General features: G+C 34.2%; 12 protein-coding genes. 4 read left to right on the forward strand and 8 right to left on the reverse strand.

The features are described from left to right. A partial coding sequence (locus tag ABX784_RS10880) for an RND family transporter (RefSeq protein WP_372655063.1) occupies positions 1-968 on the reverse strand: 968 nt, incomplete at its 3' end. 107 nt (positions 969-1,075) lie between these two features. Continuing rightward, complete coding sequence (locus ABX784_RS10885) at positions 1,076-1,348, reverse strand: zinc-ribbon domain-containing protein (RefSeq protein ID WP_372655064.1); 273 nt, start codon at positions 1,346-1,348, stop codon at positions 1,076-1,078. A 269-nt stretch (positions 1,349-1,617) separates the two neighbouring features. On the opposite strand from ABX784_RS10885, the gene ABX784_RS10890 reads away from it, so the two are divergent. Continuing rightward, entirely contained in the window at positions 1,618-2,544 is a 927-nt protein-coding gene (locus tag ABX784_RS10890; RefSeq protein WP_372655065.1) for a MerR family transcriptional regulator, read from the forward strand. A 9-nt stretch (positions 2,545-2,553) separates the two neighbouring features. Here ABX784_RS10890 and ABX784_RS10895 read toward each other — a convergent pair whose 3' ends face one another. The 4 genes from ABX784_RS10895 to sfsA all read right to left on the reverse strand — a co-directional run bounded on the left by ABX784_RS10895 (position 2,554) and on the right by sfsA (position 6,535). After that, a complete protein-coding gene (locus ABX784_RS10895; RefSeq protein WP_372655066.1) occupies positions 2,554-3,456 on the reverse strand; it encodes a hypothetical protein in 903 nt (300 codons plus the stop codon). A gap of 57 nt (positions 3,457-3,513) precedes the next feature. Beyond that, positions 3,514-4,611, reverse strand: a complete 1,098-nt coding sequence (locus ABX784_RS10900; protein ID WP_372655067.1) for a hypothetical protein — start codon at positions 4,609-4,611, stop codon at positions 3,514-3,516. Positions 4,612-4,829: 218 nt separating this feature from the next. Then, positions 4,830-5,723, reverse strand: a complete 894-nt coding sequence (locus ABX784_RS10905) for a polysaccharide deacetylase family protein (RefSeq protein ID WP_372655068.1) — start codon at positions 5,721-5,723, stop codon at positions 4,830-4,832. An 80-nt stretch (positions 5,724-5,803) separates the two neighbouring features. Then, complete coding sequence (gene sfsA / locus ABX784_RS10910) at positions 5,804-6,535, reverse strand: DNA/RNA nuclease SfsA (RefSeq protein ID WP_372655069.1); 732 nt, start codon at positions 6,533-6,535, stop codon at positions 5,804-5,806. A gap of 146 nt (positions 6,536-6,681) precedes the next feature. Here sfsA and ABX784_RS10915 point away from each other — a divergent pair, with 146 nt between their 5' ends. After that, positions 6,682-8,043: a hypothetical protein gene (locus ABX784_RS10915; protein WP_372655070.1), complete on the forward strand. Its 1,362-nt coding sequence runs from the start codon at positions 6,682-6,684 to the stop codon at positions 8,041-8,043. On the opposite strand, the gene ABX784_RS10920 is transcribed toward ABX784_RS10915, so the two are convergent. Continuing rightward, complete coding sequence (locus tag ABX784_RS10920; protein WP_372655071.1) at positions 8,033-9,397, reverse strand: hypothetical protein; 1,365 nt, start codon at positions 9,395-9,397, stop codon at positions 8,033-8,035. The genes ABX784_RS10915 and ABX784_RS10920 overlap by 11 nt on opposite strands. 153 nt (positions 9,398-9,550) lie before the next feature. Between ABX784_RS10920 and ABX784_RS10925 the strand changes: the two genes are divergently transcribed. Beyond that, a complete protein-coding gene (locus ABX784_RS10925) occupies positions 9,551-10,450 on the forward strand; it encodes a class I SAM-dependent methyltransferase (protein ID WP_372655072.1) in 900 nt (299 codons plus the stop codon). A gap of 167 nt (positions 10,451-10,617) precedes the next feature. Next, positions 10,618-11,883 (forward strand): sensor histidine kinase, encoded by a 1,266-nt coding sequence (locus tag ABX784_RS10930; RefSeq protein WP_372655073.1) that lies wholly within the window; start codon positions 10,618-10,620, stop codon positions 11,881-11,883. A gap of 39 nt (positions 11,884-11,922) precedes the next feature. Here ABX784_RS10930 and ABX784_RS10935 read toward each other — a convergent pair. After that, the coding region (locus tag ABX784_RS10935) for a zinc-dependent metalloprotease (RefSeq protein ID WP_372655074.1) at positions 11,923-14,011 on the reverse strand (2,089 nt) is incomplete at its 5' end.

Raw genomic sequence — 14,011 nt, forward strand, 5'->3', positions numbered from 1 at the left:
ATAGGTTTGAAGTTCTTCTCAAATGCCTTTGCCGTTGCATTCTCTTCATTTTCTCCTTTCGAGCGAAATTGAAAGTAGGTCACAAGGATATGAACACTATCAGCTATTGCAATGGCAATCAAAATTGTAGGTACCATTGCAATGAGATTATTAAATTTTATGCCAAGATATCCTGCTAGCCCAAAGGTTGCTAATGTTGTCACAGAAATTATGAATAGAGGAAGTAGAACTCCTATTATACTTCTAAAAACATATATTAGAAAAACTACAATGATTAAAAAGACGATTGGAAATATTGTTGCTACATCATGCTCAGAAACTTCTCTGAAAGTATTATTTATATCGAGTGAGCCATTAGTAAATATCTGGTGAGTGTCTTCCTGAGGAAGAGAGTCTTTCAGTTTAGCAATCATTTTACGAGTTTCTGAAATGATGAGCTTATCATCTGGGGCACCATCAAAATGTGGCCTAATCTTTGCGTATATATTAGTTACCGTCGCTTCTCTGTTTATGAGGTAGTCAGGTAGAGTTTTATCTTTTAGGGCCAGTTGTTTCTTTGCTAGAAGTTCATCTTCAGAGAGGTTAGGGAGTATGAAGTCTTCAATAATTAATTCATCTTCATCGGCAGAGGTCCATTGATAGTTTGTTATTGAATCAACAGAAATCACATCCGTTACCTTCCAGACTTCTTCAGTTAAACGGTGGATTAGATCGATAGAACTTTTGTCAAAAACTCCATCAGGAGAGTGAACAATAATATTGATTAAGTCATCATTTCCAAACTTGGCCTGAAAGTTATCATAGCGCTTAATGAGTGGCTCAGAGTCTCTGAACCATATTCTATAACTAAAGTCAGATTCGACTTTAGTTAGCCCTGGTAAAAGTGAAAATAAAATAGCTATTCCTAAAGTGATAGCTACCCATGGACTTTTGATAATATGTTGTGTGATTTTCTTTGAGTAACTCAAAAGAATCCTCCTAAAAATTTATATAAAAAAGTATATAAATCTTATCGGAGGAGAGTTTTATTGCAGTAAGATTTTGATTTTATAAGAAGTAAGGTGTCTTTATTTTCCTAGTCCTCGTTAATTTCATCATCCATTTCAATGCTATCTAGATTTAACATCAAATCTTCTGATGGAGCTGGACACCTTGGGCACCATGAGCCTGAAGTGCTTTTCTTTCCCACGACCTCTAGCGCTGTGGCCTTCCATCTATGACCAGATTTACACTCCCAAAGTAGGTATGTTGTAGAGTTCTTATACTCTGTAGATATCAGCTTTCCACCTTTAAGCTCTGCGAAGTCTGCTAATGAATCTAAGTCAAATGTTCTTCTCTGTTTAACCATATTTCCTCTTTATTATTGATAGTTTAGTGACCAAACTATAAATGCTTATTGTCCTACTGCGTTGTCTTTTATCAGGTCGAATAACCTAGAAATGACACTATTTCCCAGCTTCATCAACTATAAATTTCAGAAACCTGACATTTACTTAACAATCTTAAGCCTCGCTGCTGATAGATTACTTCTATCGTTAAATCTAATTTGGCTATATCAGTTGAATTAGATCAAGTATTAGCATATTTTTTGATTATAAAATACAGAAAGGATTCAATATGTATAACATACAATTAGCTTCGGCACTCAGTGGAATAAACGTACATAACTTAAGAGCTTGGGAAAGAAGATATAGCGCAGTATCTCCAAGAAGGGATGATGTTGGTCGAAGACTTTACTCTAAAGAAAATATTGAAAAACTCTTTTTGCTAAATCAATTAGTAAAAGAGGGAACAGCAATAAGACACATCGCTGAGAAATCTAATGAAGAGCTTGTCTCTCTTGTTGAAGAGAGAGGTCTAGTCACTGATCTAGATTTTGAACAATCAAATACAGAAAAAGAAGAAATAGAATTAACATTTAAAGCGATGGCAATGGCCTTGAACTTTAAAAAGTTTGATATTGTTTCACACGAGTTAGGTAAAGCAATTGATCAATATGATCTAAAGAAAGTTGTTTTTGATATCCTTATTCCTTTTCTCTACGACCTACGTGAGAAGTTAGAGGGACATAAAATCACTTTAGAAGAGAAACATACTCTAATAACTTTAACAAAGTACTTCCTTAGAAGAAAAATTTATCAGAACAACTCTAGCATCAATAGAGATAGTGTTGTTATAGCTTCTCCTGCAGGAGACTCATACGAGCTACAAGCGCTTATTGCGGCCCTTTTACTAAGTGGTCATGGTCGACAAGTTGTTTACTTAGGTCCAAATGTTGAAGCTAGAACTATAGTGGATACTGTAGAAGCAACTGGTGTTGAGAATATCCTTGTATGGGGTTCTAGTCTTTGGGATGAGAAAAGAGGTGGTGAACTTGGAGCATATTTCAACTCTCTTCAGGATCTAGCTCCTAAAGGGACAAATATTGCTGTAGCTTGTAATGGAAAGGCTCCGTTTGAGTTCTTTACTACAAATACAAACATTAAAGTTCTTCCTACATTTGAAAAGTTATCTAAAGACTTAGAAGAGCGTAGAATTTTTTAGCCCCTAAACTTAGGGGCATACTTCATCTATAAGTAGGCTAAAAGAATTTTCAGCTACGTACTTTTTAAAATTGAAGCTAAAAGAATTCCACGAAACTTCATTTTCACCTTTTAGCTGACATCCACCTCTCGAAATTACAAGAAGTTCTTCTTCATTTAATTGTAGAGAGGAGATTTTCTGAAAAAATGCAACTACTGAGTATGGAGTTGAGTTTTTTAGGTCTTCAGATAAATTTGATATTAAGATCTCTCTTTGTGATTGATTAGCACTTCCTATTAGCTTGAAGTAAAAGGCCTGCTTTTTAGAACCTTCTAGATGAGAAGAGTTGTCTAGAAATGTACCAAGCTCACTCTCTGAAGGATTGGACTTGATGAACAGTTCAGCAGAGCTTTCAAGAATATTCTTATTTTCAAATTTAACTAACTCTGAAAAATCTAATTCATCTGGCGATAAGTCGCCATCTTCTAGCATTGCATTCAAGAGTCTTAATTGCCTTGATAGAAGAATGTGTCCTGGGGTAGAAAACTCGTCAAAGTAGCCATCGGCATCAGGCTTTGTTCCGCAGTAGTCTTTCTTTAAGCATGTAATGATTTTCTTAGATTGAGTCTTAACGTACTTCTTTACAAAGTCTTTATTAAGATTCTTCTTAAGATCAGATATTTCTATTCTATAATTATTTAAATCGTTAAATAATTTGTCCGCATCTGGCGGAATTTCAAGATTTGTTGCAAGAGTGTGAATTTGTTTTTTGATAATATCATCTTCACTACTAACTTTGGTAGGAGTGTCTTTTTCTTTAGTAGGGGAGGTCATAGATCTTTGATCAATAGACTTATCAGTACTATAGAGTAAATAGAAGATTGCTATGCAGGCCGAGATTCCAATAATAAATACAAATATATTTTTTTTCATTTAATTAGTATAGATGAAAAAAACGCCCATACAAATAGTTTTGTATGGGCAATGGTATTAATTTAAAATAGCTTCAATTTTATCTCTATTATTAGTCTCATTTTTGAAGTTACTTACGATTTGTTCATAAGCTTCTCTAGACGACTCGTCCATCTCAAATGAAGTTGCATCAAAAACACCAATCTTCTCTAGGTTTTCAATATCTAGCACTTTATTAAGGTTCTTTAAGAAACCTTCATCATGTCCCTTGTAGGGACTTCTAGAGTCTGCAAATCGACATGTCTTATTAAGGTTTCCTGAATTATATTTTCCGGCCCAAGTTCCTCTTACTACGTTCTTGTAGTCAATTGAGTACTTTCTCTTAGATGGAAATAAGTGCCATTTTTCAATCTTACGTAAGCACTCAACTCTTTTTTCCCAAGTCTTAGAAGTGCTATTAAAATTATAGATTAATGGCTTAAACCCTTGCATTAAGTAATTTAATCCATAGGCAAATGTTTTTCTTAAAGATTTGTGACCATCTTTAGCGAAGTAGTTCTCAGTATGCCACCTAATGCTCAATTGCATTGCACCCATATCTGTTCCATCTCCGCCTCTTATGATTTGTCTTATGACATCTTTATTTTCAACTTGATTACAGTCTGGGAAAAATGGATTATCACCTGTTTTAAAGTTTTGTACGAAAAATTGGTAGTTCTTAGAGTTTGCCTTCTTCTCTTCTAATTCACTTGCAGTGTATTTTTCTTCAAGTTTTTCAGGAGTGTAGGCAAATATAATATTTCCACTATTAGAGTGATCATTGCATAGACCTTTAGAGTCATTGATCTCTCTTATATGAAGATATAATCCTTCTTGAAGAGGAACAGTTAGTCCAAGTGTCATAAAGGCGTTATAAGCTTTTACATTACCTTCTTCTAAGAGAAACTTTGCTTTCTTGTGCGTCTCTTGAATTAAAACTTTAACGAACTCACTACCATACTTCGTTTTTGCTTCATCTGTATTTTTAAATAATGGTGCATCAATAATAGCACTTGGGCTAATCGTACTCATCATTCTGTCGAGGGCGGTTACTCTCGGAACAGTAGCTTCTGAAGCACCTGCAGCTATGGTATTTAGCATAACTAAGGTACATATAGACTTCTTTAAAAGACTCATTTTTTCTCCTTTAAGTGATAATTAAATCTATTGGGTTTTACCGCATTGTGTCACTATATTCTAGATAAAGTTGATAAGAGTGTAGATTTTTCAAGAGTTATGAAGCTTAAGGTTTCAAGAAAGTATTAGAAGGTAAGTTTTAAGTAGGAGTGAAATAGAAATAGATTGGTTTAGAAAAAAAAAGACCTTCATATTGAAGGTCTTTTATATAATTTAATTTAGATTATTGCTTGGCAAGATTTGTTCTTATAAGAGAATTCATCTACTTCATCTAGAGGAACAATTTCAATATTAAGTTTTTTAGCTTTCTTAATAAAGATTTCTGCGGCCTCTAGACTTCTTTCATGAATATCGTGAAGAAGTGCAACTCCTCCACCAATTGGATACTTGATCTTATACTTATCAACTTCGTACTTTGTATTTCCAAATATTGTTCTTTTTATCTTGTGCTTGTAAGCAGTTCCACCTTTTACGTGAGCAATAATATTTTGAGATATTTGCTCTGGTGATAATTGTGCAACCCAGTCTGAAGAATCAATATCCCAAAATGCAAAATTAATACAGTTCTCACCGTAAATTCTATCACTAACATCCTTCATTACATTGAAGTGATGATAGAACTCATTTCTTCCATAGGCTCCATATGGGAATCTATAGTAACTAGACACTTGTTTAGAGTTATATCTGCTCTTAAGGGCTTCGATTTGTGTAATTGTATCAAAGAGCTCTTCTCTATAAGTTGATTCATCTTCTTTATTGTTATTGTCATGGTCGTGATCGTGACTGGCAAGAATATGACCTTCTTTTAAAATTCTTTCTATTACAAATATATTTGATGCGGTTACGTTCTTAGTAAGAATAAAAAAAGTAGCTTTTACATTTTCTCTTTTTAACATATCAAGTAGACGAGGAGTTCTCGTTCTATGTGGACCATCATCAAAAGTTAGAACTACCTTATTAGACTTTCTTAAAGACTTAGTTCTGTATTGGTCAAATCCAGAGTCAACCTTTGGTCTATAAACTAAAGTATCTTCTGGGAATTGCTTCTCTAAAGATGAATGTGCACTTATTGAAAGAGCTAGAGTTGCTACAGCTAAAATAGGCTTAATCATATTTAAATCCTTGTTTTTAATTGCAGCAATAATACGCCTAGAATATTTTTCAAACAACGCACTGTGTAAAAAGGTGAGGCCTATAGTAAAAAGTCAACAGCGTGGCTAACTTCTACCCCTAAGTCACTTAATTTACATTGATAAACAAGTATTTCCACACCCTGTTCATGGGCCTTCTTTAGAAGTTCACTATACTTAGGGTCTATTTCTGATGCAGGGGAGAAGGAATCAACGTCCTCTCTTTGAACAATATAGAGCATACAGGCCCGAATTCCCTGACGTTTAAGCTCTGTGAGTTCAAGCAAGTGCTTCTGTCCTCTCTCACTCACACTATCTGGAAAGAGTGCCCTCTTATTATCTCCCAGTAAGGTAACATTTTTTACCTCAACGTAGCACTGCTCAGTAGGTGAGCTCTTATCTCCACTATAAAGAAAGATATCAATTCTACTCTTACCAACCTTTTCCTCTGGTTTTATTGTTTGATAGCCCTGAAGCTCTCTAATGACCCCATTCTCAATGGCCTCAACTGCGAGCTTATTTGGAAGAGCAGTATTTACTCCAATCCAAGTTTCAGAGTTATGAGTTAGCTCAAGACTATATTTTAACTTTCTCTTTGGGTTGTCATGGTAACTAACTAGAACATCCCAGTTTTCACCCCAACATGTCTTCATACTTCCAGTATTTGCTGTATGAGCAACAATGATGTCACCCTTTTTATTAATAGGTGTGTCTTCAGATAATTCTATATCTGCGAGAAAACGCTTATAACGCTTTAGTATTTTTCCTTTGAAAGTTGGTGATGAGTAATTCATATCAAATCCGAGGTTTAGGTCGAGTAGTGGAGTGTTTTAAGCCATTATTAAAATATTAAAGACTTACGTCAAGTGTTTGAATTAATTAATGAATCTATATCGAAAAAGTGTTAACATCTGATGAAACCTTCTAGCGATAATATAATATGAGCCAAGCACTAATCATTTCAGACAATGAAGTTTTAAACGATCTCTACTCTGTAAACTTAGAAGTATATACAGGGACCAATGTAACGGTAAAAAGAAATTGTGATGAAGCTATTGAACTTCTAGATCTACATCCAAACATTGATGTAGTGATTTCACTTTGCATGCTGGAAGATATTGATAGTGGGGCTATTATCTATCAACACCTCATCGAAAATGATATGGACATTCCTCTGATTGTTATTGGTAAAAAGAGTGATGTTCCTCCAGAGGTTCCTCAAATATCTGGGTGTTATGATTTCAAAAAATTAGTTAGATCTGTTGCGAAGGTTTTAGAGATAACGGCAAAAGACATGGCCGTGCTTACTGTTCCAGAGTATTACCCAATACCTATAAAACTCTTTTATAATATTCAGGCCGTACCATGTGACGTTTTTTTCAAAATTAAAAAGTCTATGACAGAGAATGAATACTTAAAAATATTCTTCAGAGGTGATTTGCCTTCTTTAGGAATAAAGAAGTACATAGATGAAGGAGTACACTTTCTCTATGTCGATTCACTAAAACGATTAGAAATGATTAACTTAGCAAGTGAATGTATTACTTCTGAGCTAAGGAATATAAATGATCCATCTGTATCTGCTGAAAAGAAATTAGAAGTCGTAGAGCAGGGGATTGAAATTATCGCAAATAAACTTTTCGAGTCAAAAGAAGTTAACGACGAGATAGTGAAAATTTCAGATATTTGTAGAGAAGCGATTAAAGATGTTGTGGAGAGTAGTCCTGGTTTAGAGAGCATCTTAAACTTATTAACTGCTAATAGAGCAAGTTATCTTTACTCACACTCTATTATTGCAACATATGTAGCTACCCATATCATTAAAACAATATCTTGGGGTGGTGATAGTCACGTCGATAAGATTAACTTTGTATTTTTCTTTCATGATATGTTCTTAACTCCTATTTACACAAAGTATCCAGAGTTAAAGTATGAGGAAGAAGCCTTATTTAATAGTAAGCTTAGCGAAGATGAGAAAGAGGTTATTCTAAGTCACGCAAGGTTAGCTGCTGATGCTTTGATAAAGTATCCAAGACTTCCACTTGGGGCAGATCAAATCATTCTACAACATCATGGTATGACCAACGGGCAAGGTTTTGCGATGAACTTTAAAGATGATATTTCACCGCTTGCTAAAGTGATGATCATCTCTGAGGCCTTTACTGAAGAGTTGTTGAGAAACTTAGAAGAAGGTAATGAGTCTGTACTATCAAAAGATGATATTGTAGCTCAGCTGAAATCTCGTTATTCAAAGAGTACTTACATCAAAATTGTTGAAACCTTATCTGAAATTAAGTTTTGACCGTTTTTACAAGTGCCATTAGAGGCTCTTTAAAGTTTCCTAAATTATAATCTACTTTTAGCTGATCAATGATTCTGTCTTTATCATCAGCTTTCTTTCCACTTATGGCCAGGCGAGAAACATAAGTACTCGCAAGGATAAACGCACAAGAGTGGGCGGTCATTTTATTTGCTGTAACACCAAAGGGAAAACCTGTTCCATTTGGTTTTTCATGTTGTTGAGCAATTATAAAGTCTGCTTCTGAGTAGCCTTGGAACTGCTTTGCAATTTCTGCTGCTTGAATAGGGTGACTCAAGTACTCATCCTGCTCTTCTCTCGTAAACATTTGAAGATTTGGATCTTCTGCTCCACTAACTCTTATTAGGTCTTCATTACTAAGTGTGGCATCTTGTAAAAGAGACGCAAGTCCTAGCTTCTTTCTAGAGAGGTCTGACTTCCACCCAAGGTTATGCAATATAGCTTCACAATAGTAAGAAGTTAAGATTGCCTGTTCGGCGAAGTCACAGGTTTTAAATGGAATTTTATCAATAACATCTGTAGGAGATTCATACCTCCTAATAGTTTTATCTGTTGTTTCTATAATGAGAGAGCAAAGGTCTTGGATATCATCACTAACACCGATTGCTCTGATGTATTGCTGTATTATTAATGCCCCTCTTATCTGATTTCCAAATATACTTTTTAAAGTTGAATTCTTTTGAGATAGCCCAGTAGTCACTTTCTCAATTCCATCCTCGAGCATTCTGATAAAATCATTCTTACCAAGATAAAGGTTTTTTATGTTTTTCTTTGCATAGTTTTGAATTTTTGCATGAGTGTAGGGCTGGTTTCTTTTTATTATTTTGATAAATTTAGTTTGTGTAAGTTCTAGATAGACATCATATGGAACAACTTTAAACATATAGAAGTTACGCACGCGCATTGGGAGTAGCTCTTCTTTATCAATTTCCTCTATAGACTCTTCAAACTCTTCTTTCTTTGCCCATTCTAGAGTAGTAGAAATGACTTCTTTAAAAACTTCAACGTCATAGGGAGTATTGATTATTGCGTTGATCGGATGACCATTATATAAATCATTATCCACTCTATCTTTTATATGAACTTCAGAGCCCATAAATATAATGGGTCTTTCTCCAACAGTATCAATTATTCTTTGACCAAGTGTTGAAGGATCTTCTTCTCTAATAGATGCTTCAATCATAACAATAGCAAAAGGCCCCTCATAAGAGAGGTGATCTAAAGCATCGCTACCGTTGAGACAGCAGATAAGATCTACTTTTGGAAAATTTCCTGAAAAGAGACCATTTAGCTTTATCCATTCATCTTTATTGTCACATATATAAAGTGCCTTCATTATTTCCTTTAGAGAGTAGTTCATGTTCTCAGTTGTTTAAGAGTAACATAGATATAATATCTTGAAGGAGGGAATGCTAAAAGGCTGAAAATTGGTTTACATCATAAACCACTTTAGTTTAAGTTAGAGTTAGTGCAAACCGCTGTGGGCAAAATGAAAGAATTAGTAAATAAAATAAATGATAAATTACATTCGTTAATAAAAGAGAATGAAGTCTCTAGAGTTTTTCACGGTAGAGGTGGAACAATTCCTGAGTATGATTTCATAAATGTTGATTTGTATCCTCCAGCAATCTTTATCACGATCTTTAAAGATGTTGATTATTCTGAATTTGTAAATCTTTTAATACTAGAACATGGAGAGGTAAGACCTATAATTGTTCAAGAAAGATTTGGTAAAGAAGTAAAGTCTCTCTCTCTTGGGGTCGCACTTCCTGAGAAGCATATAGTCTTTGAACATGGACTTAAGTATCTTGTAAATTTAGAGCAGAATCAAAACACTGGATTCTTTCTAGATATGAAGGATGAAAGATATAAATTGATTGAAGATTCAAAAGATAAAAATATCTTAAACCTTTTTAGTTATACTTGTTCTTTGTCGGTAGCATCAAGACAGGGGGGCGCCAAGCAAGTTGTAAATATTGACCAAAAGAAAACATTTTTAAATATTGGACGAGAAAATCACAGGCTCAATAGTCTTGATCAAAATGTCATTTACAAGAGTTGGGATATTTTAAAATCATTTAATCAAATAGGTAAGTATGGACCATTTGATACGATTATATGTGATCCTCCTTCTAATCAAGGCAAAAGCTTCTTCTACAAGAAAGACTATCAAAAGATTATACGAAGAATGAGTGCCTTCCTTGCAAAAGATGGAGTCTTTGTAGCTTGTCTAAATACTCCCTTTGAAACGACACAATTCTTAAAAGGTCTATTTGAGAATGATGAAAAAAATTGGGAGCTTGTTGAAGAGAGATTTTCTTCAACTGAATACAAAGAGATAGATAAGGAAAATGGTCTAAAAATCTGCATTTTCAAAAAAATTGGCTAAAAATTGAGTCACTTTTTATATTAGTGATAGGTAATCTTCGCTGAGTTGTTCAGTACAAAAATGATGTTTTCATAAATGTATTCAGATAGTTAGTTCTGTTCTTGAAGAAAAACTCAAGAGAGTGGCCATAGAATGATGATTACAAAAAACAACTAAATCCTATAGTAATGAGAGAAAATATGACTCTTTTATCCATTATTAATGAAGTGAGTAGAACTCTTCTCAATTCTTCAGATACCGAGCTTGCTCTAGAGAGAAGCTTAGAACTGTTGGCGAAGGGACTCGATGTTGACCATTTACGAATTGATAGGAATGCCTTTAATGAGGACACAGATAAGGTTTATGTAGAAAGCTTCTATGAATGGTTTTCAAATAAGAGTATTGCTCCGATAGAGAAAAATATTCTATCTAGTTTCTCTTACGATGAAATATTTGGAATATTCTCTACTACTATTGGTGTAGGGAAACCTTTTATAAGTAATAATATGGATAATATTGAAACTATTAGTAAGATGGGAAAGTCCTTAAAGAATAATGGACTTAAATCTTTCTTTGTCGCTCCTATTTTCTTCAATGCTAACCATTGGGGAAATATTTCATTTCTCGATTATAGAGGAGAAAGAGATTGGTGCTCTTTAGAAAATGAATTAATGATTTTAGCTAGTATCTTTGGTGGCTATTTTAAAAATATGGAGCTTCGAAATTCATTCGGAAAAGAGTTGTCTACAAGTCACTCCGCAAAAATGGCAACTCTAGGTGAGATGGCCTCAGGTATTGCTCACGAAATAAATAATCCACTCTTTGTCATAAATGGATACGCTTCTAGAATTGAAACTTCAATTGATAGAGGAAATTTAGATGAGGATGAGCTACGCAATATTTCAATGATGATTCAGAAAAATTGTAAGCGAGTATCCAGTATCGTATCAGGCTTGAGGTTAATATCTAGAAAGTCTAAGCTAGATGAGCTTGAAGTGAGAAGTCTTAAAGATGTGGTTGATTCAGCAATCGATATATCAAAGGAAAGAATCAGGCTTGCAGGTATTGATTTAATTTGTGATGTTAGAGGAAGTGAAGAGATTCTAATTGAGTGTTTACCTGAACAAATCTCCCAAGTTATAGTGAACCTTTTAAACAACTCTCACGACTCTCTTATTGAAAAGAGTGGTGAGAGATGGATTAAATTTGTCATTCGAGAGTTAGAAGATAGGGTGATTCTTAGTCTCACTGATTCTGGAGAAAGAGTTTCTTCAAATATTTCTAATAAAATGATGCAACCTTTTTTTACAACTAAGAAGTCAGGAAAGGGGACAGGTTTGGGATTAAGTATTTCAAAAGAGATTATTTCTAAGCATGGAGGAAAGTTTTACTTCGATGAAAATAGCGAGAAAATGACTTTTGTTATTGAGTTACCAAAGCTTACGTGTGAATAAAAAAGGCCCTAATTTCTTAGGGCCTATTATTAATCAAAATTAAAAATTATAGACTTCAGTGAGTTCTTCCATATAGAAATCATAGACATTGTCTGGAGTGTTTTCTACGTCACCATAGAGAACTGAGATTTCTGAAGTTAGGGTTTCCATCTCTTTAGATAGATCATTTCTAAGTCTTTTCATATTTCTCTTAAAGCTATGTGACTCTGGAAAGAAGTCATACTTTACAAAAGAGCTCGTTAGTTTCCTAAGGTTCTTTGAGCCTATTTCAATATTAAAAAGAGGGCCTTGTATTCCTTCTACTGATTCAGTCTCTTTAGATCTTGTATTTAAAACTGTTTTAGATAGTTTTGATACTGAATCAATGAAGAATTCATCTCTATACTCAAATTTCTTTGTAAGATAAGGCATAGCATTTAATAGGAATGCTTGGTCCATCTCCATTGCATATTTTTTAATCAATCCTTTCAATTTATTTGAAATATTCTCTGTAAGGTTTTCGCCGAAGTAATTTGGAGATATATTTTCAAAGTTTCCTATGAGCTCACGAGCATAGTTAGAAAGTAGTTCTCCTGATCTATTAGTCGGAGTAATATCAGTAAAGAGAAGTTTACTCATTCCTCCGAGAGCATCAAAATCAGTCTTAAGGGCTTCAGATTTTCCAGTAATACTTTTAGATCCTTTATAAGCTCTCTTCACTATCTCTTTATATCTATTCTCTGCCATGTATGCTCCATCAGAGAGTCCATTTATGAAAACAGCATCAAGCTTTTGAAGTTTTTGCTCTTCAGTTAAAGTATTGTCATTAATAAAAAGAAAATTACCATGGATTAAAAGATGAGCAATATTTTTTAATGATCTTTCAACGTTGTATTTCTTCTCTTCAATAACGTTTGCAAATGCATCAAATCTGTAACAGTCATAGTATTTTTCTGCATGGTCATCAGTACAAAACTTTAAATTACTAAATGAATTAGATCCCTTGTAAGATACGTCAACTACGTGTTGATCATAGAGAAGTGCATCGTCTTCTAATCTCATTTTGGCTCCGGCCATACTCGAGAAAAATCCTGGAGTGTAGTCCATAACAGAGCTTCCAGAAATAACTTCAGAGTCTACTAGTCCTGTAGTTAAATATTTTACAGTAATAGATTCGTAGTTCTTTGAATCAATATTTGTTTCTAAGCTCGCTGCGAAGTTATGTCTAAATCCAAGAGTGTGTCCTACTTCGTGAGCAACTACTTGTCTTATGTAATCAGCAACATATCGCGTATACATTTCTTCTTTTTGTTCATCTGTGAATGACTTTCCTTCTACTTTTGCCATAAAGTCTTCTAGTCTTTCTTTGTCTGCTTTTGCTCTACCTGTATTATCTATACAGTTTAGAGATGAAGTAAAGCCTTGGAGTCCTAAGTTGAACTTTGGAATATCTTCCTTTTCAAAGCGAGATAGGTAAGTCTTAGCTGTAGAGTAAGAACCAATAGCAAATGAACTAGTCATAAAGACATGTGCTTCTTTTATTTCTCCAGTGAGTGGATCTGAGTTTGTGGCCGCATATGCAAATCCTGCTGTATCCCAATCTAGCCACTGAACAATATTATATCCAGGCTCAAAGATCGTTACGTTCTTTGGAAGGTCCGCTACTTTTATAACTTCTTTTCCAAATGCCTTGTTCCAGTAGAGAACACCGTCAGTAACAGCTTGCTTCCATTTCTTAGGTGTGTTTGAAGATAGGTAGTAAGTTATTGGCTTACTTATATCAAACTTTTTAATATAGTTTATTGGTCTCTCGATTATTTCTCCATTCTGACCTACTGGGTAGATAGGGTGGTTTTCAAAGTATCCAACATTAGAAAAACCTGGACTTGGAACAGGTGTAAAACCTGTATTTCTTATATAAGAAGAAAAAGTATACTTAATATGAAGAGGTGAAACTGAAGCTTCTTCAGTTGCTGTTGATGGGGACTCAATTCTTAAGTACTGCTCGATAAATACGTATTGGTTCTTTAGTTCAACTCTATTTAAAAAACTCTCTAGAATTTTATAAGTGCTTTCTTTTGAAGGGTCTGATCCTGGGCGAGCAATGAAGTACGATCCTTTATAGAATAGTGTCTTCATTCCTTCTTCG

The organism is Halobacteriovorax sp. (assembly GCF_041587335.1).
GTDB lineage: Bacteria > Bdellovibrionota > Bacteriovoracia > Bacteriovoracales > Bacteriovoracaceae > Halobacteriovorax.

Bases quoted from the DNA above. Each gene is read 5' to 3' on its own strand.
- ABX784_RS10885 (WP_372655064.1), bottom strand. From the start codon at position 1,348: ATGGTTAAACAGAGAAGAACATTTGACTTAGATTCATTAGCAGACTTC.
- ABX784_RS10890 (WP_372655065.1), top strand. From the start codon at position 1,618: ATGTATAACATACAATTAGCTTCGGCACTCAGTGGAATAAACGTACAT.
- ABX784_RS10895 (WP_372655066.1), bottom strand. From the start codon at position 3,456: ATGAAAAAAAATATATTTGTATTTATTATTGGAATCTCGGCCTGCATA.
- ABX784_RS10900 (WP_372655067.1), bottom strand. From the start codon at position 4,611: ATGAGTCTTTTAAAGAAGTCTATATGTACCTTAGTTATGCTAAATACC.
- ABX784_RS10905 (WP_372655068.1), bottom strand. From the start codon at position 5,723: ATGATTAAGCCTATTTTAGCTGTAGCAACTCTAGCTCTTTCAATAAGT.
- sfsA (WP_372655069.1), bottom strand. From the start codon at position 6,535: ATGAATTACTCATCACCAACTTTCAAAGGAAAAATACTAAAGCGTTAT.
- ABX784_RS10915 (WP_372655070.1), top strand. From the start codon at position 6,682: ATGAGCCAAGCACTAATCATTTCAGACAATGAAGTTTTAAACGATCTC.
- ABX784_RS10920 (WP_372655071.1), bottom strand. From the start codon at position 9,397: ATGAAGGCACTTTATATATGTGACAATAAAGATGAATGGATAAAGCTA.
- ABX784_RS10925 (WP_372655072.1), top strand. From the start codon at position 9,551: ATGAAAGAATTAGTAAATAAAATAAATGATAAATTACATTCGTTAATA.
- ABX784_RS10930 (WP_372655073.1), top strand. From the start codon at position 10,618: ATGAGAGAAAATATGACTCTTTTATCCATTATTAATGAAGTGAGTAGA.